This is a genomic window from Umezawaea sp. NPDC059074 (assembly GCF_042738955.1).
Classification (GTDB): domain Bacteria; phylum Actinomycetota; class Actinomycetes; order Mycobacteriales; family Pseudonocardiaceae; genus Umezawaea.
Genome location: NZ_JBHYHC010000016.1, coordinates 1 through 21717 on the forward strand (window position 1 = coordinate 1; position 21717 = coordinate 21717).

Here is a 21717-nt window from a genome sequence, read left to right on the forward strand (position 1 = left end):
TCGGCATCAGCGGCACCAACGCGCACACGATCATCGAGGAGTACGTCGGCGAACCGGTGGCGCCGGTGGAGCCGACGCGCGTCGCCGGGGTGCTGCCGTACGTGTTGTCGGCCAAGAGCGCGGACGCGCTCGGCGACCAGGCGCGGAACCTGCTGGCGCACGCGGACGAGCGGCCGGAGCTGTCCGAAGTGGACATCGGCTTCTCGCTCGCCACGGCTCGGGTCGCCTTCGACCACCGCGCGGTCGTGCTCGGGTCTTCGCGGGACGACCTCCGGGCGGCGCTGACCGCGCTCGCCGACGGGACCACCTCGCCCGCCGTGATCAGCGGTGCGGCCGCGGGCGGCAAGCTCGCCTTCCTGTTCACCGGCCAAGGCTCGCAGCGGCTTGAAATGGGCCGGGAGCTGCACCGGGAGTTCCCGGTGTTCGCGGCGGCGTTCGACGACGCCTGCCGGCACTTCGACGTGCACCTGGACCAGCCGTTGCGGACCGTGGTGTTCGGCGACGACCCCGAGCTGCTGGACCGCACCGAGTACACGCAGCCCGCGCTGTTCGCGGTCGAGGTCGCGCTGTTCCGCACGCTGGAGGCGTGGGGCGTGCGGCAGGACTACCTGGCCGGGCACTCCGTCGGCGAGATCGCCGCCGCCCACGTGGCCGGGGTGCTGTCGCTGGACGACGCGTGCGCGCTCGTCGCGGCCCGCGGCCGGATGATGCAAGCGCTGCCCGGTGGCGGCGCCATGGTGGCGTTGCAGGCCTCCGAGGAGGAGGTGCTGCCGCTGCTGGACGAGACCGTGTCCCTGGCGGCGGTCAACGGGCCCACGTCCGTCGTCGTCGCGGGGGACGCGGACGCCGTCGAGCGGGTGGTGGCTCAGTTCGCCGACCGGAAGTCCAAGCGGCTCACCGTGTCGCACGCGTTCCACTCGCCGCTGATGGACGCGATGCTGGAGGAGTTCAGCTGGATCACCGAGGTCCTGAAGTACCGGCCGCCGCGCCTGCCGATCGTGTCCACGGTCACCGGCAAGCTCGTGTCGGCCGAGGAGCTGTGCTCGCCGGAGTACTGGGTGCGGCACGTCCGCGAGGCCGTGCGGTTCGCCGACGCCGTGGACACGCTGGTGGGACTGGGCGTCACGACGTTCGTGGAGCTGGGGCCGGACGCGGTGCTGACCGCGATGGCCGCCGAGACCGCGCCGGACGCCGACCTGGTCCCGACCGTCCGCAAGGGGCGGTCGGAGGTCGACGGCCTGGTGCGCGCGGTCGGCAAGCTGCACGTGCTCGGCGTTCGCGTCGACTGGGGGCAGCTGTTCGCCGGGACCGGCGCGCGGCGGGTGGACCTGCCGACGTACGCGTTCCAGCGCGAGGGGTTCTGGCTGACGGGCGGGTCCGCGCCCGCCGCCGTGGACCGGCACGAGGCCGACTTCTGGGCCGCCGTCGACCGCGGCGACCTCGACTCGCTCGCCTCGGCGTTGTCGCTCGACGACTCCGGGGCGCTCGCCGACCTGCTGCCCGCGCTGGCGAAGTGGCGGCGGGGACGTGCGGATTCGTCCACAGTGGACGCTTGGCGCTACAAGACTTCCTGGACCCGGTTGCCCGAAGGGGGCGGCCGGGCCACCGGACGGTGGCTGGTCGTGTCGGCGCGGGACGTGGACGGGCTGGCGGAACGCGGCCTGGACGTCGTGAGGGTTGACCCGTCGACGGATCGGGTCGCGCTGGCGGACGCCGTGGCGGGGTCCTTCGACGGCGTGCTGTCGTTCAGCACCGACGTGGTCGAGACCGTCGTGCTGGTGCAGGCACTGGGTGACGCGGGGGTCGGCGCGCCGCTGTGGTGCGTGACCCGTGGCGCTGTCTCCGCTGGTCGAGACGATGCCGTGGACCCGGCGCTCACGCAGATCTGGGGCGTCGGCAAGGTCGTCGCGCTGGAGCACCCCGACCGGTGGGGCGGTCTCGTCGACCTGCCCGCCGAGGTCGACGACCGGGTGCTCGACCGGCTCGTCGCGGTGCTCGCGGGCGGTGAGGACCAGGTCGCGATCCGCGGCGCGCGGGTGTTCGGCCGCAGGCTGGCCCATGCCCCGGCGAAGACCGGGGTCGGCGACTGGACGCCGCGCGGCACGGTCCTGGTCACCGGCGGCACGGGCGCGCTCGGCACGCAGGTCGCCCGGTGGCTGGCCGGTGCGGGCGCGGAGCGGCTGGTGCTGACCTCCCGGCGTGGCCTGGACGCGCCGGGCGCGGCGGAACTGCTGGAGCTGGGCATCCCCGTGGTCGTGGCCGCGTGCGACGTGGCCGACCGGGACGCCCTCAAGGCCCTGCTGGACGAGTACCCGCCGGACGCGGTCGTGCACGCGGCGGGCGTCGACTCGCTGGTGACGCTGGACGTGCAGGACGTCGCCGAGTTCCGGCAGGTCGTCGCGGCCAAGGTCGCCGGTGCGGCGAACCTGGACGAACTGGTCGGCGACATCGACGCGTTCGTGCTGTTCTCCTCCATCGCCAGCACGTGGGGCAGTGGCGGGCAGGCCGCCTACGGCGCGGCGAACGCGTACCTGGACGGGCTGGCCGAGTCGCGCCGGGCCCGCGGGCTGACGGCGCTGTCGGTGGCCTGGGGCGCGTGGGCGGGCGCGGGCATGGCGACCGTCGAGGACGTCGAGGAGCACCTCCGGCTGCGCGGTGTCCGGGCGATGGCCCCGGAGCTGGCCCTGTCCGCGCTGCGGCAGGCCATCGCGCTGGACGACGGCCTGGTCACGGTCGCCGACGTCGACTGGGCGCGGTTCGCGCCGATCTTCACCTCCGAACGGCTGAGCCCCCTGCTGTCCGAGCTGCCGCAGGCGCGGGACGCGCTCGCGGGCACTGCGCCGAGCGAGGCGGGCACCGGCCTCACCGCCCGGTTGACCGGGCTGGCGGAGCCCGAGCAGCGGCACTTGGTGCTGGACCTCGTCCGCACGCACGCCGCCGCCGTCCTCGGGCACTCCTCCGGTGACGCGGTGGAGCCGAGCAAAGCGTTCAAGGAACTGGGTTTCGACTCGCTGACCGCCGTGGAGTTCCGCGGTGTCGTCGCGGCCGAGACCGGGCTCGCGCTGCCCGCGACGCTGGTGTTCGACTACCCGACGCCCGTCGCGCTCGCCGAGCACCTGCGGTCCGAGCTGGTGGGCTCGCGGCCCGCCGCGCTCGCCACCGCGTCGACCGCGATCCCGGCGGACGAGCCTATCGCGATCGTGGCGATGGCGTGCCGGTTCCCCGGCGGGGTCGAGTCGCCGGAACAGCTGTGGGACCTGGTGTTCGACGGCGTCGACACGGTCGGCGGGTTCCCGATCGACCGCGGCTGGGACCTGGCGGGCCTCTACGACCCGGACCCCGACGCGCCCGGCAAGTCCTACGCCCGTGAAGGCGCGTTCCTGCACGAAGCCGGGGAGTTCGACCCGGCGTTCTTCGGGATCTCGCCGCGTGAGGCGCTGGCGATGGACCCGCAGCAGCGGTTGCTGTTGGAGACGTCGTGGGAGGTCTTCGAACGCGCGGGCATCGACCCCGACTCGCTGCGCGGCGGGCGGGTCGGCGTGTTCGCGGGCAGCAACGGCCAGGACTACGGCACGCAGCTCGGTGAGCTGCCCGCCGAGATCGAGGGCTACTTCGGCACCGGAACGGCGGCCAGCGTCGCGTCCGGCCGCATCTCCTACACCTTCGGGTTCGAAGGACCGGCGGTCACGGTCGACACGGCGTGCTCGTCGTCGTTGGTGGCGCTGCACCTGGCGGTGCAGGCGTTGCGGTCCGGTGAGTGCTCGTTGGCGTTGGCAGGCGGTGTGACGATCATGTCCACGCCCGCCGCGTTCGTGGACTTCTCCCGCCAGCGCGGACTCGCCGTTGACGGGCGGTGCAAGGCGTTCGCCGCTGGTGCGGATGGCACGGCGTGGGGCGAGGGTGTCGGCATGCTGCTCGTGGAGCGGCTGTCGGACGCCCAGCGCCACGGCCACCAGGTGCTCGCGGTGGTCCGGGGGAGCGCGATCAACCAGGACGGCGCGTCCAACGGTCTGACCGCCCCGAACGGGCCGTCGCAGCAGCGGGTCATCCGCCAGGCGTTGGCCAACGCGCGTCTGTCCACTTCGGACGTCGATGTCGTGGAAGCGCACGGCACCGGAACCGCGTTGGGCGACCCGATCGAGGCGCAGGCGTTGCTCGCGACCTACGGTCAGGACCGGGAGACCCCGCTGCTGCTGGGGTCCGTCAAGACGAACATCGGCCACACGCAGGCCGCCGCCGGTGTCGCCGCCGTGATCAAGATGGTCATGGCGATGCGGCACGGTGTCGTGCCCAAGACCCTGCACGTCGACGCGCCCTCGCCGCAGGTGGACTGGGCGGCGGGCGCGATCGACCTCGTCACCGAGCGCGTCGAGTGGCCCGAGGGCGACCGGCCGCGCCGCGCGGGCGTGTCCTCGTTCGGGTTCAGCGGTACGAACGCCCACGCGATCCTGGAGCAGGCGCCGGTGGTCGTGGAGGCCGCGACGGCCCGCAACACCCCGGCTGTGGTGCCGGTGGTGCTGTCGGCGAAGAGTCCGGAGGCGGTGCGGGCCCAGGCTTTGGCGCTGCTGGAGGCCGACGCCGATCTGACGGACCTCGGGTTCTCGCTCGCCACCGGTCGGTCGCGGCTCGCGCATCGGGCCGTGCTGGCGGTGTCCGACGTCGACGAGCTGCGGCGGGAGCTGGCCGCTGTCGAGGCCACCGAGGTCGTCGGCGGGCGGGTCGCGTTCCTGTTCACCGGCCAGGGGTCGCAGCGGGCCGGGATGGGGCGTGGGCTGTACGACGCGTTCCCGGTGTTCGCCGACGCCTACGACGAGATCGCCGCGCTGGTCGACCTGCGGATCGACGACCAGGAGACCCTGGACCGCACGGAGTTCGCGCAGCCCGCGCTGTTCGCGCTGGAGGTGGCGCTCTACCGGCTGGTGGAGTCGTGGGGCGTCAAGCCCGACTTCCTGGCGGGGCATTCGATCGGCGAGGTCGCCGCGGCCCACGTGGCCGGGGTGCTGTCGCTGGAGGACGCGGCGACGCTGATCAGCGCTCGCGGTCGGCTGATGCAGGCGTTGCCCGCCGGTGGCGCGATGGTCGCCGTGCAGGCCACCGAGGACGAGGTGCTGGAGCACCTGACCGACCTGGTGTCGATCGCGGCGGTCAACGGGCCCACCTCGATCGTGCTCGCCGGTGACGAGACCGAGGTCGAGCGGGTGCTCACGCACTTCGCGGACCGGAAGTCCAAGCGGCTCAGCGTGTCGCACGCGTTCCACTCGCCCCTGATGGAGCCGATGCTCGACGACTTCCGGGCCGTGGTCTCGAAGCTCACGTTCACCCAGCCGACAATCCCGCTGCTGGGCGAGGTGACGGACCCCGAGTACTGGGTGCGGCACGTGCGCGGCACGGTCCGGTTCGCCGACGCGATCACGAGTTTGGAAGCCCAGGGCGTCAAGACCTTCCTGGAGTTGGGGCCGGACGGCGTGCTGACCGCGATGGGCGCGGACAGCGTGGTCGACGCGGTGCTGATCTCCGGGCAGCGCAAGGACCGCGACGAGGCGAAGACCCTGGTCCACGCGGTCGGTCAGGCGCACAGCCGGGGCGTTCCGGTCGACTGGGACGCCTACTTCGCCGGGACGGGCGCGCGGCGGGTCGACCTGCCGACGTATCCGTTCCAGCGCGAGCGCTTCTGGCTCGACGGCGTGGGCCGGGTCGGCGACGTGACCTCGGCCGGGCTCGGCTCGACCGGGCACCCGCTGCTGGGCGCGGTGCTCCGCACCCCCGACGGCGGGGTGCTCGGCACGGCCCGCCTCTCCGTCGCCACGCACGCCTGGCTGGGCGACCACGTCGTCGCGGGCGCTGTCGTGGTGCCGGGCACGGCGCTGCTCGAACTGGCCATCCGCGCCGGTGACGAGGTCGACTGCGGCCACGTCGACGAACTGCTGCTCCAAGCCCCGCTGATCCTGCCCGAGGGCGGCGCGGCCACCGTCCACCTCGTCGTCGAGCCCGCGGACGCCTCCGGTCGCCGCGGCGTCACGGTGTCCGCGCGGCCGGACGGCGGCGAGTGGACCACGCACGCCGTGGGCGTCCTCACCGAGGCCGCGCCCGCCCCCGACTTCGACCTCACCGCGTGGCCGCCGCCGGCCGAGGCGGTCGACCTCGGGTCGACCTACGCGGACCTGGCCGCCGCCGGACTCGCGTACGGGCCGGTGTTCCAGGGCCTCACGGCCGCGTGGCGCGACGGTGACACCGTCTACGTCGAGGCCGAACTCCCCGAGTCCGAGCACCGCGCCGCCGCCGACTTCGGCGCGCACCCGGCGCTGCTGGACTCGGTGCTGCACGGCATCGGCGTCGGCGGCGCGCAGTCCGCGTCGTTGCCGTTCTCCTGGGCGGGCGTGAGCCTGTTCGCGGCGGGCGCCACCCGGCTGCGCGGCCGGATCTCCGGCCGTGGTGACGCGGTGTCGGTCGACGTCGCCGACGGCGAGGGCAACCCGGTCGCGCACGTCTCCTCGCTGGCGCTGCGGCCGATCTCGGTCGACAGGTTCGCCGCCGCCACCGACTCCCTGTTCCACGTCGAGTGGGTGCCCGTCGCCGACGCCGGTGAGTCCACTGTGGACGACGTCACCGTGCTCGTCGTCCCGGACGGCACCCTCCGCGACGTCACCGGTCACGTGCTGGTGGAGATCCAGTCGTTCCTCGCCACGGGCGAGGGCACGCTGGTGCTGGTGACCGGCGAGACCCCCGGCCAAGCGGGCGTTCCCGGCCTGGTGCGGTCCGCGCAGCAGGAGCACCCGGACCGGATCGTGCTGGTGTACGCCGGGTCCTGCGCCGAGATCCACGCGGCGCTCCCGTCGGTGCTGGCGACCGGCGAACCCGAGGTGGCGCTGCGCGACGGTCAGGCGCTCGTGCCACGGCTGGCGCGGGCGACCGCCGACGCCGACCCGATCGCGCTCGACGGCACCGTCCTCATCACCGGCGGCACCGGCGGGCTTGGCGCCGCGCTGGCCCGACACCTGGTCGCGGAGCACGGGGTGGAGCACCTGGTGCTCACCTCCCGTCGTGGCCTGGCAGCGCCCGGCGCGGCCGAGTTGGTCGCGGAACTGGACGCGCGGGTCGACGTGGTGGCCTGCGACGTCTCGGACCGGGACGCGTTGGCCGCCGTGCTGGCGGACATCCCGGCACTGGTCGGCGTCGTGCACACCGCGGGTGTGCTGGACGACGGCACCGTGGAATCCCTGTCCCCGCAGCGCTTGGACGCGGTGTTCGCGCCGAAGGTCGACGCCGCCTGGCACCTGCACGAGCTGACCGGCGACCTCGCGCTGTTCGCCCTGTTCTCCTCCGTCTCCGGTGTCCTCGGCTCGCCGGGGCAGGCCAACTACGCCGCCGCGAACACCGCGTTGGACGCGCTGGCCGCGCACCGGCACTCCCTCGGCCTGCCCGCCGTCTCGCTGGCGTGGGGCCTGTGGGACCAGCACTCCGGCATGGGCGCGACCCTGTCCGACGCCGACCTCGCCCGGATCGCCCGCTCCGGCATGCCCGCGCTGGGCATCGCCGAAGGCATGGCGCTGTTCGACCAAGGCCTGAGGGCCGGGTTGCCGGTCGTGGTGCCGGTGAAGCTCGACCTGCCCGCGTTGAAGGCGACCGGCGAGGTGCAGCACGCGTTGCGCGGCCTGGTGCGGATCCCGAAGCGGCGCGTCGCCGCCGGGGCGTCCGGCGCGGCCGCGGCCCCGTGGGTCGCCCGGCTGGCCGGACTCGCCTCCGCCGACCAGGAACGGCTGCTCGTCGACCTGGTGCGCGAACGGGTCGCGGCCGTCCTCGGCTTCGGCTCGGCCGACGAGATCAGCCCCGGTCGCGGGCTCGTGGAACTCGGCCTGGACTCGCTGTCCGCCGTCGAGCTGCGCAACGCGCTCAGCTCCGCGACCGGCCTGCGGCTGCCCGCGACGCTGGTGTTCGACTACCCGACCGCCACCGCGCTCGGCGCTCACCTGCGGACCGAGCTGGTCGGCGACGACGAGGTCGCGGAGGAGTTCACCGCCGCCTCCGTCGGCACCGACGAGCCGATCGCGATCGTCGGCATGGCTTGCCGGTTCCCCGGCGGCGTCCGGTCGCCGGACGACCTGTGGCGGCTGGTCGACTCGGGCACCGACGCCATCTCGTGGTTCCCGACGAACCGCGGCTGGGACGTCGAGGGCCTGTACGACCCGGACCCCGACGCGGTCGGCAAGAGCTACACCCGTGAAGGCGGGTTCCTGCACGACGCCGGGGAGTTCGACCCCGCGCTGTTCGGCATCTCGCCGCGCGAGGCCCTCGCGATGGACCCGCAGCAGCGGTTGATGCTGGAAACCTCGTGGGAGGCCGTCGAACGGGCGGGCATCGACGTGGCGTCGTTGCGCGGCAGCCGGACCGGCGTGTTCGCGGGCCTGATGTACCACGACTACGCCACCGGTCTCACCGAGATCCCGGAGGAGGTCAGCGGGTACGTCGGCACCGGAACGTCCGGCAGCGTCCTGTCCGGCCGCGTCTCCTACACGTTCGGGCTGGAAGGCCCTGCGGTCACGGTCGACACGGCGTGCTCGTCGTCCTTGGTGGCGCTGCACCTGGCGGTGCAGGCGTTGCGGTCCGGTGAGTGCTCGCTGGCGCTGGCCGGTGGCGCGACGGTGATGGCGACGCCCGAGACGTTCGTCGACTTCTCCCGGCAACGCGGCCTGTCCGCGGACGGCCGTTCGAAGGCGTTCTCCGCTTCGGCGGACGGCGTCGGCTGGGCCGAGGGCGTCGGCGTGCTGCTCGTGGAGCGGCTGTCCGACGCGCAGCGCAACGGCCACGAGGTCCTCGCGGTCGTGCGCGGCAGCGCGGTCAACCAGGACGGCGCGTCCAGCACGCTGACCGCCCCCAACGGGCCGTCGCAGCAGCGCGTCATCAAGCAGGCCTTGGCCAACGCCGGTCTGTCCACTTCGGACATCGACGTGATCGAGGCGCACGGCACCGGCACCAAGCTGGGCGACCCGATCGAGGCGCAGGCGGTGCTGGCGACCTACGGCCAGGACCGCGACCGGCCGGTGCTGATGGGCGCGTTGAAGTCGAACGTCGGCCACACGCAGGCCGCCGCGGGCGTTGGCGGCGTGATCAAGATGGTCGAGGCCATCCGTCGCGGCATCGCCCCGAAGACGCTGCACGCCGACGAGCCGTCGCCGCACGTCGACTGGTCCGCCGGATCGGTCGCCCTGCTCACCGAGGCCACGCCGTGGCCCGAGACCGGCCGTCCGCGCCGGGCCGCCGTGTCCGCGTTCGGCATCGGCGGCACGAACGCCCACACGATCATCGAGCAAGCGCCGGTCGTTGTCGCACCGAAGGTGGAGCGCACGCCGTTGGCCGCTGTGCCGGTGGTGCTGTCGGGCAAGACGGCTGCTGCCGTGAGGGCCCAGGCCGACCGGCTGCTCGCCGCGCTGGACCCGTCGGTGGAGTTGGCCGACGTCGGGTTCTCGTCGGTGACGACCCGGACCGCGCTCGACCACCGGGCCGTGGTGGTCGCCACCGACCACGACGGGCTGCGCAGGGAGCTTGAAGGGCTGACCAGCGGGACCGTGGTCGGCGGACGGTTGGCGATCCTGTTCACCGGACAGGGGTCGCAGCGGGTCGGGATGGGCCGTGAGCTGTACGCGGCCTTCCCGGTGTTCGCGAAGGCGTTCGACGCCGTCGCGGCGCTGGTCGAGGTGCGAGACGACTCGCTGGACCGCACGGAGTTCGCGCAGCCGGCGTTGTTCGCGCTGGAAGTGGCGTTGTACCGGTTGGTGGAGTCGTGGGGTGTGCGGCCGGACTTCCTGGCCGGGCACTCGATCGGCGAGATCGCGGCCGCCCATGTGGCTGGTGTGCTGTCGTTGGAGGACGCGGCGAAGCTGGTCGGTGAACGTGGTCGGTTGATGCAGGCGCTCCCGGCCGGTGGCGCGATGGTCGCGGTGCAGGCGTCGGAAGACGAGGTCGCACCGCACCTGACCGAGTTGGTGTCGATCGCGGCGGTCAACGGGCCCAACGCGGTCGTTGTCGCGGGTGAGGAATCCGCCGTAGCCGAGGTGCTGGAGCACTTCGCCGATCGCAAGTCCAAGCGCCTCGACGTGTCGCACGCGTTCCACTCGCCGTTGATGGACCCGATGCTGGACGAGTTCCGGGCCGTGGCCTCGGGGTTGACCTTCCACGCCCCGAAGATCCCGCTGCTGGGCGACGTCACGGACCCGGAGTACTGGGTGCGGCACGTCCGGGACGCGGTGCGGTTCGCCGACGCGGTCACGACCTTGGAGGCCAAGGGCGTCAGCACGTTCCTGGAGTTGGGCCCCGACGGGGTGTTGACCGCGATGGGGCAGGACTCCGTGCGGGACGCGGTGCTGGTGTCGGGGCTGCGGAAGGACCGGTCCGAGGTCACGGCGCTGGTGCAGGCGCTCGGCGCGCTGCACGTGCGGGGCCAGGCCGTGGACTGGGCCGCCTACTTCGCCGGGTCCGGCGCGCGCCGGACCGCGCTGCCGACCTACGCGTTCCAGCACGAGTGGTTCTGGCTCGACTCGCGGGTCGCGCCGGTGGTCGACGAGGCCGAGTTCTGGGCCATCGTGGACAACGGCGACCTGGCGGCGATCACGGACGCGCTGCCCGCGCTGGTGGAACGGCGCAGCGGCTCGGCATGGACGTACCGGGTCGAGTGGCAGCCGGTCACGGCGACGGGCCGGGTCACCGGCCGCTGGCTCGTGGTGTCGGAGGACGACGAGTCCGCGCTGGTCGAGGGCCTGACCGCGCGCGGCTTGGACGTGGTGGCGGCCGTGCCGTCGGCGCTGCCGCCAGGGGAGTTCGACGGTGTCCTCTCGCTGGTCGCCGACGTGCTCACGACCGTGGAGCTGGTGCGGTCCGTCGACGCGCGGCTGTGGGTAGCGACCCGCGGCGGCGTGACGACCGGCCGGGACGACGTCGTGGTGACGCCGGAACTCGCGCAGCTCTGGGGCCTCGGCCGCGTCGCGGCGCTGGAGCACTCGGACCGCTGGGGCGGTCTGGTCGACCTCCCCGAGTTGGACGACCAGGCCGTGGACCGGCTGCTCGCCGTGCTGGCGGGCAGTGAGGACCAGGTCGCCGTCCGGGCGTCCGGCGTCTTCGGGCGACGGCTCGTGCCGACCCGCGGTGGCGGCACCGACTGGACGCCGCGCGGCACGGTCCTGGTCACCGGCGGCACGGGCGCCCTCGGTAGCCGGGTCGCCCGCTGGCTGGCGGAAGCCGGTGCGGAACGCCTGGTGCTCACCTCGCGGCGCGGCTTGGACGCGCCGGGAGCGAAGGACCTGGTGGACGAGCTGGGCATTCCGGTCGTGGTGGCCGCGTGCGACGTGGCCGACCGGGACGCCCTCACGACCTTGCTGGACGAGTACCCGCCGAACGCCGTGGTGCACGCGGCGGGCATCGAGGCCTTCTCGCCGTTGGCGGAGCAGGACCTCGCCGAGTTCGAGGGCGTGCTGGCGGCGAAGGTCGCGGGCGCGGCGAACCTGGACGCGCTCGTCGGCGACGTCGACGCGTTCGTGCTGTTCTCCTCCATCGCGGGCACGTGGGGCGCGGGCGGTCAGGGCGCGTACGCCGCCGCCAACGCCTACCTGGACGGCCTCGCCGAGTCGCGGCGCGCCCGTGGGCTGACCGCGACGTCGATCGCCTGGGGCGCGTGGGCCGACGGCGGCATGGCCACCGAAGGCGACGCCGAGGAGCACCTGCGGGCACGGGGAATCCGGCCGATGGCCCCGGAACGCGCGCTCACGGCGCTCCGCAAGGCCGTCGGGTCGGACGTCGGCGTGCTGACGGTCGCCGACATCGACTGGGAGCGGTTCGCGCCGCTGTTCACGTCGGTGCGGCCGAGTCCGCTGCTCCGCGACCTGCCGCAGGTCCGCCACGCGCTGTCGACCGCCCCGGCCGGTGACTCCGGCATGGTGGCGCGGCTGACCGCGCTGCCGGAGGACGAGCAGCGGCGCGTACTGCTGGACCTCGTGCGCGACCAGGTCGCGGCCGTGCTCGGCGGTGACCAGGTCGTGGAATCCGGGCTGGCGTTCAAGGAACTCGGCTTCGACTCGCTGACGGCCGTGGAGTTCCGCGGCGCGATCGGCACCGCGACCGGGCTGAAGCTGCCCGCGACGCTGGTGTTCGACTACCCGACCCCGGCCGTGCTCGCCGAGCACCTGCGGGCCGAACTCGTCGGCACCCGACCGGCGGCGCTGTCCGCCTCGACGACCGGCGTTCCGGTGGACGAGCCGATCGCGATCGTCGCGATGGCCTGCCGCTTCCCCGGCGGCGTGGCGACGCCGGACCAGCTGTGGGAGCTGCTGGCCGAGGGCCGGGACGCCGTGACCGGGTTCCCGACCGACCGCGGCTGGGACCTGGCTGGCCTCTACGACCCGGACCCCGAGCACGAGGGCACGTCCTACGTGGTCGAGGGCGCGTTCGTCGACGACGTCTCGGGCTTCGACTCGGCGTTCTTCGGCATCTCGCCGCGCGAGGCACTGGCGATGGACCCGCAGCAGCGGTTGCTGCTGGAAACCTCGTGGGAGGCGTTCGAACGCGCGGGCATCGACCCGGTGTCCTTGCGCGGCGGGCAGGTCGGCGTGTTCGCGGGCACCAACGGCCAGGACTACCTGGACCTGCTGCCGCGCATTCCCGACGGCCTCGAAGGGCACGTCGGCACGGGCAACGCCGCCAGCGTCGTCTCCGGCCGCATCTCGTACACGTTCGGGCTGGAAGGTCCGGCGGTCACGGTCGACACGGCGTGCTCGTCGTCGTTGGTGGCGTTGCACCTCGCCGTGCAGGCGTTGCGGTCCGGTGAGTGCGACCTGGCGTTGGCCGGTGGTGTGACGATCATGGCCACGCCGGGCGCGTTCGTGGACTTCTCCCGGCAACGCGGGCTCGCGGTCGACGGGCGCTGCAAGGCATTCGCCGCGGGCGCGGACGGCACGGCGTGGGGTGAAGGTGTCGGCATGCTGCTCGTGGAACGGCTGTCCGACGCGCAGCGCAACGGGCACGAGGTGCTCGCGGTGGTGCGGGGGAGCGCGATCAACCAGGACGGCGCGTCCAACGGGTTGACCGCCCCCAATGGTCCGTCGCAGCAACGGGTGATCCGCAAGGCCCTCGCGGGCGCTGGTCTGTCCACTTCGGACGTCGATGTCGTGGAAGCGCACGGCACGGGCACCGCGTTGGGCGACCCGATCGAGGCCCAGGCGTTGCTGGCCACCTACGGGCAGGACCGGACGACTCCGCTGCTGCTCGGTTCGGTGAAGTCGAACATCGGTCACACGCAGGCCGCCGCCGGTGTCGCCGCCGTGATCAAGGCCGTGCTGGCGATGCGGCACGGGATCGTGCCCAAGACCCTGCACGTCGGCGAGCCGACGCACGAGGTCGAGTGGTCCGCCGGGCTGGTCGACCTCGTGACCGAGACCGTCGCCTGGCCGGAGACCGGACGCGTCCGCCGCGTCGGTGTGTCGTCGTTCGGCTTCAGCGGCACGAACGCCCACGCGATCCTCGAACAGGCACCGGTCGTCGACGCGCCGGTGGTGGAGCGGGTCGTTCCGGCTGTCGTTCCGGTGGTGCTGTCCGGCAAGACGCCGGAGGCGTTGCGGGCCCAGGCGTCCGCGCTGCTCGACCACCCCGCCGACCTGCTGGACCTCGGCTTCTCGTTGGCAGGCCGGACCCGGCTGGAGCACCGCGCGGTGCTCGCCGTGACCGACGACCTGCGGGCCGAACTGGCGGCCGTCGTGGACGGCGAGTCCACGCCCGCCGCCGAGGGCCGGGTGGCGTTCCTGTTCACCGGTCAGGGGTCGCAGCGGGCCGGGATGGGGCAAGAGCTGTACGCCGCGTTCCCCGTGTTCGCGAAGGCGTTCGACGAGGTCGCGGCGCTGGTGGACGTTCGGCACGACTCCCTGGACCGCACGGAGTTCGCGCAGCCGGCGCTGTTCGCGCTGGAAGTGGCGTTGTACCGGTTGGTGGAGTCGTGGGGTGTTCGACCGGACTTCCTGGCGGGCCACTCGATCGGTGAGATCGCCGCTGCCCATGTGGCCGGGGTGTTGTCGCTGGCAGACGCGGCGAAGCTCGTCGGTGAACGCGGTCGGCTGATGCAGGCGTTGCCCGAGGGTGGCGCGATGGTGGCCGTCCAGGCGACCGAAGACGAGGTCGCACCGCACCTGACCGAGTTGGTGTCGATCGCGGCGGTCAACGGGCCCACCTCGATCGTGCTCGCCGGTGTCGAGGACGCCGTCGATGCGGTGCTGGAGCACTTCGCGGACCGGAAGTCCAAGCGCCTCAACGTCTCGCACGCGTTCCACTCGCCGTTGATGGACCCGATGCTGGACGACTTCCGGGCCGTCGTGGAAACCCTGACGTTCCACGCCCCGAAGATCCCGATGCTCGGTGACGTGACGGACCCGGAGTTCTGGGTGCGGCACGTGCGCGACGCCGTCCGGTTCGCCGACGCGATCACGACGCTGGAGGCCAAGGGCGTCACCACGTTCCTGGAACTGGGCCCGGACGGTGTGCTCACGGCGATGGGCGCGGAGAGCGTCACCGACGCGGTGCTGATCTCCGGGCTGCGCAAGGACCGCGACGAGGCCAAGACCCTCGTCGAGGCGGTCGGCAAGGCGCACAGCCGGGGTGTCGCGGTCGACTGGGCCGCTTACTTCGTCGGGTCCGGCGCGCGGCGGGTCGACCTGCCGACCTACCGGTTCCAGCGGGAGCGGTTCTGGCTGGAGGGGTCCGGCTCGGTCGGCGACGTCACGTCGGCGGGCCTCGTCTCGGCCGAGCACGCGCTGCTCGGCGCGGTCCTGCCGCTGCCCGACGGCGGTGTGCTGGCGACGGCGAGGCTGTCGGTGGCGTCGCACGGCTGGCTCGGTGACCACGTGGTCGCGGGTTCGGTCGTCGTGCCCGGCACCGCGCTGGTCGAACTGGTCGTCCGGGCGGGCGACGAGGTCGGCTGCGGCCACCTGGAAGAGTTGCTGCTGCAAGAACCCCTGGTGCTGCCCGAGCGCGGAGGCGTCAGCCTGCACGTGGCGGTCGGCGAAGCGGAGGACGGCCGCCGCGCGGTGACCGTGCTGTCGCGGCCGGACGGCGACGAGGTCGTGTGGACGACCCACGCCACCGGCTTCCTGACCGACCAGGTCACCGCACCGGACTTCGAGCTGACCACGTGGCCGCCGAGCGGGGCGACCGCGCTGGACGTGACGGACCTGTACCCCGCCCTGGCCGCGAGTGGACTGGCCTACGGGCCGGTGTTCCAGGGCCTCAAGGCCGCGTGGCGCGACGGCGACGCCGTGTACGTCGAGGCCGAGTCGGAGCACCGCCAGACCGGCGAGTTCGGCGTGCACCCGGCGTTGCTGGACTCGGTCCTGCACGCACTCGGCCTCGGCGAGACCGGACCCGGCGCGCTGCCGTTCTCCTGGGCGGGCGTGAGCCTGTTCGCGGCGGGCGCGGCACACCTGCGGGCGCGGATCACGCCGACCGGCCGCGGTGGCGCGGTCTCGGTGGTGGCCGCCGACGGGACCGGCGCGCCGGTCCTGCGGGTGGACTCGTTGGCGCTGCGGGAGATCGGCGGCGTCGACCGCAAGGCTGCCGACCCGCTGTACGGGGTCGAGTGGACCGCGGTGCCGTCCGACGACGTGGCACCGGACCCGGACGCGCAGGTCCTGGTCGTGCCGACCGGCGACCTGCACGACGTCGTGGCCGGGGTGCTGGCCGACCTCCAGGAGTTCCTGGCGGGCGAACGGGACCGCCTGGTGGTGGTCACGTCCGGCGCGGTGTCGGTCGCGGGGGAGGACGTCTCGCCCACGCACGCCGCCGTGGCGGGCCTGGTGCGCTCGGCGCAGTCGGAGCACCCCGACCGGATCTTCCTCGTGGACACCGACGACTCCCTGCCGGTCGGACCGGGAGAACCGGAATCGGCGGTCCGGGCGGGCACCGTGTACGTGCCTCGGCTCACGCGACTTCCGTTGGGAGCGCGCAAGACCCTCACCGGCACCGTGCTCATCACCGGCGGCACGGGCGGCCTGGGCGCGGAGCTGGCGCGGCACCTGGTCGCGGAGCACGGGGTGGAGCACCTGGTGCTCACCTCCCGTCGTGGTCTGGCGGCACCTGGTGCGGCCGAGCTGGTCGCGGAGCTGGACGCGCGGGTCGACGTCGTCGCCTGCGACGTCTCGGACCGCGCGGCCGTGGAGGCGCTGCTGGCGGGCATCGACGACCTGACCGGGATCGTGCACACCGCCGGTGTGCTCGATGACGGCATCCTGGAATCCCTGACGCCCGAACGCTTCGCGACAGTGCTGGGGCCGAAGGCCGACGCCGCCCGCCACCTGCACGAGCTGACCGGCGACCTGGACCTGTTCGTCCTGTTCTCGTCGTCGTCCGGCGTGCTCGGCGCACCGGGCCAGGCGAACTACGCGGCGGCCAACACCTACCTGGACGGCCTCGCCGCCCACCGCCGCGCCACCGGCCGGAACGCCGTGTCGCTGGCCTGGGGCGTGTGGGAGCAGACCACGGGCATGGGCGCGGGCCTCTCGCCCGCCGACCTCGCGCGGATGGCCCGCGCGGGCATGCCGGTGCTGCCGATCGCCGACGGGCTGGCGCTGTTCGACGCGGCCCTGTGTGCCGACGCGGCCTTGGTGCTGCCGATGAAGCTCGACACGGCCGTGCTGCGGACCAGCGCCGACGTGCCCGCCCTGCTGCGCGGTCTGGTCCGCGCGCCGAAGCGCCGCAACGCCGCCAAGGCGTCCGCGGAATCGGCGCAGTGGTCGCGGAAGCTGCTGGGCGTGCCGACCGAGGAGCAGGACCGGCTGCTGCTGGACCTGGTGCGCGGCCGGGTCGCGACCGTCCTCGGCTACCGGGACGCGAGCGCGGTCGAACCGGGCCGCGGCCTGGTCGAGATGGGCCTGGACTCGCTGTCCGCCGTGGAGCTGCGCAACGCGCTGGGCTCCGCGACCGGCCTGCGGCTGCCCGCGACCGTGGTGTTCGACTACCCGACCTCGCTGGCCCTCGCGGCGCACCTGCGCACCGAGCTGGTGGGCGAGGATGACGTGGCCGAGTTGGTCGTGGCCGCGAAGACCGCCACCGACGACCCGATCGCGATCGTCGCCATGGCCTGCCGCTTCCCCGGCGGCGTCCGGTCGCCGGAGGACCTGTGGCAGCTCGTGCTCGACGGCCGGGACGCGGTCTCCGGGTTCCCGACCGGCCGTGGCTGGGACCTCGACGGCCTGTACGACCCGAACCCCGACGCCATCGGCAAGACCTACACCCGTGAAGGCGGCTTCCTGCACGAGGCGGGGGACTTCGACCCGACGTTCTTCGGCATCTCGCCGCGCGAAGCCCTGGCCATGGACCCGCAGCAGCGGTTGCTGCTGGAAACCTCGTGGGAGGCGTTCGAACGCGCGGGCATCGACCCGGCGACCGTGCGCGGCAGCAAGACCGGCGTGTTCGCGGGCCTGATGTACCACGACTACGCCACGAACCTCGGCACGATCCCGGACGAGGTCGAGGGCTACCTCGGCACCGGCACCTCCGGCAGCGTCGTGTCCGGCCGCGTCTCCTACACCTTCGGCCTCGAGGGCCCGGCCGTCACGGTCGACACGGCCTGTTCGTCGTCGCTGGTGGCACTGCACTGGGCCGTGCAAGCGCTGCGGACCGGCGAGTGCGATCTCGCACTCGCGGGCGGTGTCACGGTCATGGCCACGCCCGACACGTTCGTCGACTTCTCCCGCCAGCGCGGCCTGTCCGCCGACGGCCGCTCCAAGGCGTACTCCGAGGGAGCGGACGGCACGGGCTGGTCCGAGGGCGTCGGCATGCTGCTGGTGGAACGCCTGTCCGACGCGCGGCGCAACGGGCACCAGGTGCTCGCCGTCGTCAAGGGCAGCGCGATCAACCAGGACGGCGCGTCCAGCACCCTCACGGCCCCCAACGGGCCGTCGCAGCAGCGGGTCATCAAGCAGGCGTTGGCCAACGCCGGTCTGTCCACTTCGGACGTCGACGTGGTCGAGGGCCACGGCACGGGCACCCCGCTGGGCGACCCGATCGAGGTCCAGGCGTTGCTGGCCACCTACGGCCAGGATCGCGAGACCCCGTTGCTGCTGGGGTCGCTCAAGTCCAACATCGGCCACGCCCAGGCGGCGGCGGGCGTGGGTGGCGTGATCAAGATGGTGCAGGCGCTTCGGCACGGGATCGCGCCGAAGACACTGCACGTCAGCGCTCCCACCTCGCACGTCGACTGGGAGTCCGGGTCGGTCGAGCTGCTCACCGAGCAGCGCGCGTGGCCGAGCGCCGGACGTCCGCGCCGCGCGGCGGTGTCGTCGTTCGGCATCAGCGGGACGAACGCCCACACGATCATCGAGCAGGCGCCCGAAGCCGATCTGCCCGTGGTCGAGCGGAAGTCGTTGCCGTTGGTGCCGGTGGTGCTGTCCGGCAAGACGCCCGAAGCGCTGAAGGCGCAGGCCGAACGGCTGGCGGCGCTGCCGTCGACCGAGCTGGCCGACCTCGGCTTCTCGCTGGCGACCTCGCGGGCGAGGCTGGAGCACCGGGCGGTGCTCGTCGCCGAGGACCACGACGACCTCGTCGGGCGGTTGGCGGCCTTCGAGCCGACGGCGGCCGTGTCCGGTGGCCGAGTGGCGTTCCTGTTCACCGGGCAGGGCTCGCAGCGGGCCGACATGGGCCGCGAGCTGTACGAGGCGTTCCCGGCGTTCGCCAAGGCGTTCGACGAGGTCGCGGCGCTGGTGGACGTTCGGCACGACGCCCTGGACCGCACGGAGTTCGCGCAGCCCGCGCTGTTCGCCATCGAGGTGGCGCTGTTCCGGCTGGTCGAGTCGTGGGGGGTGCGGCCGGACTTCCTGGCCGGGCACTCCATCGGCGAACTGGCCGCCGCGCACGTGTCCGGGGTGCTGACCCTGGAGGACGCGGCCGTGCTGGTCACCGCGCGCGGCAGGCTCATGCAGGCGTTGCCGTCCGGTGGCGCGATGGTCGCCTTGCAGGCCTCCGAGGAGGAAGTGCGACCGCACCTCACCGACTACGTCTCGCTCGCCGCGGTCAACGGCCCGACCTCGGTCGTGGTCTCCGGCGCGGAGGACGCCGTCCAGCAGGTGATCGGCGCGTTCCCGGACCGGAAGTCCAAGCGGCTGGCCGTGTCGCACGCGTTCCACTCGCCGCTGATGGACGACATGCTCGACGAGTTCCTCGTCGTCGCGAAGGGCATGGCCTTCAACGCCCCGAGGATCCCGATCGTCTCCACGCTCACCGGCGCGCTCGCCACCACCGAGGAGCTGTGCTCGCCGGAGTACTGGGTGCGGCACGTCCGCGAGGCCGTGCGGTTCGCCGACGCGGTGCGGACGCTCGACACCGAAGGCGTGTCGACGTTCCTGGAGCTGGGCCCGGACGCGGTGCTCACCGCGATGGGGGCCGAGAGCACGACCGGCGCCCTCGTGGCGGCGCAGCGCAAGGACCGGCCCGAGGCCCGCACGCTGCTCACGGCGCTGGGCCGGATCCACGAGCGGGGTGTGCCGGTCGACTGGGCCGCGTACTTCGCGGGCAGCGGGGCCCGGCGGATCGACCTGCCGACGTACGCGTTCCAGCACGAGAGGTTCTGGCTGGTGGGCGAGCCCGCGCCGGTCGTCGTGGACGAGGTGGACGCCCGGTTCTGGGAGGCCGTGGAGAACGGCGACCTGGCGTCGCTCGGCGCGACCCTCGACCTCGACGGGGACCGGCCGTTCAGCGAGGTGCTGCCCGCGCTGTCGACGTGGCGGCGCACCCGGCGTGACAAGTCCACTGTGGACGGCTGGCGCTACCGGGTCCGCTGGGAGCCGGTCACGACCGGTGGAGCGGTCACCGGGCGTTGGCTGGTCGTCGCGCCGGAGAACGGCCACGACGCCGCGCTGCTCGCGGGCCTCACCGCCCGTGGGCTGGAGGTCGTGCCGGTCGACGCGTCGACCGACCGCGACCGGCTGGCCGAGGAGCTGGTCACCGCCGGTCCGGTGGACGGCGTGCTGTCGCTCGGCGGTGACGCGCGGTCGACCGTCGTGCTGGTGCAGGCACTCGGCGACGCCGTGGTCGACGCGCCGCTGTGGTGCGTGACCCGCGGCGGCGTGGCGACGGCGACCGAGGACGTCGACCCCGTGCAGGCCGGGCTGTGGGGCCTGGGCCGGGTCGTGGCGCTGGAGCACCCGAACCGCTGGGGCGGTCTGGTCGACCTGCCCGGAGCGGACGAGCGGACGCTGGACCTGCTGGTCGCCGCGCTGGCGGGCGCCGAGGACCAGGTGGCGGTCCGCGAGTCCGGGGTGTTCGGCCGCAGGCTGGTCCACGCCCCGGCCGAGGGCGGGACAGGCGAGTGGACGCCGCGCGGCACGGTCCTGGTCACCGGCGGCACCGGCGCGCTCGGCGGGCACGTCGCCCGCTGGCTGGCGGACGCGGGCGCCGACCACCTCGTGCTCACGTCCCGCCGGGGCCCGGAGGCGCCCGGCGCGGCCGAGCTGACCGCCGAACTGGAGGCGTTGGGCGCACGGGTGACCGTGGCCGCCTGCGACGTCGCCGACCGGGACGCGGTGGCGGCGCTGCTCGCGGAGCACCCGCCGACGTCCGTGGTGCACACGGCGGGCGTGGAGCTGTTCCAGCCGCTGGAGGACCACGACCTGGCCGAGTTCGACGCCGTGCTGGCGGCGAAGGTGGCCGGGGCGCGGAACCTGGACGAGCTGGTCGGGGACGTGGACGCGTTCGTGCTGTTCTCGTCGATCGCGGGCACGTGGGGCAGCGGCGGCCAGTCCGCCTACTCCACCGCGAACGCCGCGCTGGACGGCCTGGCCGAGTCGCGCCGGGCCCGTGGCCTGGACGCCCTGTCGGTCGCCTGGGGTCCCTGGGCGGACGGCGGCATGGCCGACGGCGACGCGGCGGAGCAGTTGCGCCGCCGGGGCGTCACGGCGATGCCCGCCGCGCAGGCGGTGGCCGCGCTGCGCACGGCGTTGGCCCAGCGGGACACCACGCTCACGCTCGCCGACGTGGACTGGGAGCTGTTCGCGGCGGTGTTCACCGCGGCCCGGCCCAGCCCGCTGCTCGGCGACCTGCCCGAGGTCCGCGCCGCGGCGACGGAGACCGAGCCGGTGCGGTCGGACCTGGTCGGCACGCTGACCGGGCTGGGGCCGAAGGAGCGGGACCGGATGCTGCTGGACGTGGTGCGGACGCGGGTCGCGGCCGTCCTCGGCCACAGCGGGATCGACGCGGTCCAGCCGAACCGGGCGTTCAGCGAACTCGGGTTCGACTCGCTGAGCGCGGTCGAGCTGCGCAACACGCTCGGCGCGGCGACCGGTCTGGCGCTGCCCGCGACGCTCGTCTTCGACTACCCGACGTCCGCCGCGCTGGCCGCGTTCGTGCGCGGGAGGCTTGCGCTCGACGAGGCCGCTCCGACGCCCGTGCTGGACGAGCTGGGGCTCCTGGAGAGCGCCGCCGCGCGCACGGACCTGGGGGCCGAGGAGAAGGCCGGGGTGGTCGCCAGGCTCCAGGCGCTGCTGGCCAAGTACGTGCCCGGCGGAGAGGCCCCGAGCGTCGCGGAACAGCTCAACACCGCGGACGACGACGCCATCTTCGACTTCATCGACAAGGAGTTCGGAGTATGACGCGAATTGCGTTCACAGCGAATAAGGGGACCTGTTTTCCCTTGTCGTAAGGGGTGAGCGCGTAGGGGTCACCTAGGGGGCCGTCAGGGGTGTCATCCCTGACGGCCCC

Annotated in this window: 1 protein-coding gene; it reads left to right on the top strand. The window is 73.6% G+C overall.

Annotation, left to right across the window (positions count from 1 at the left end; all coding sequences use genetic code 11):
• Positions 1-101: 101 nt before the first annotated feature.
• Positions 102-21608: a type I polyketide synthase gene (locus tag ACFWW9_RS10620; protein ID WP_390374374.1), complete on the top strand. Its 21507-nt coding sequence runs from the start codon at positions 102-104 to the stop codon at positions 21606-21608.
• Positions 21609-21717 lie beyond the last annotated feature (109 nt).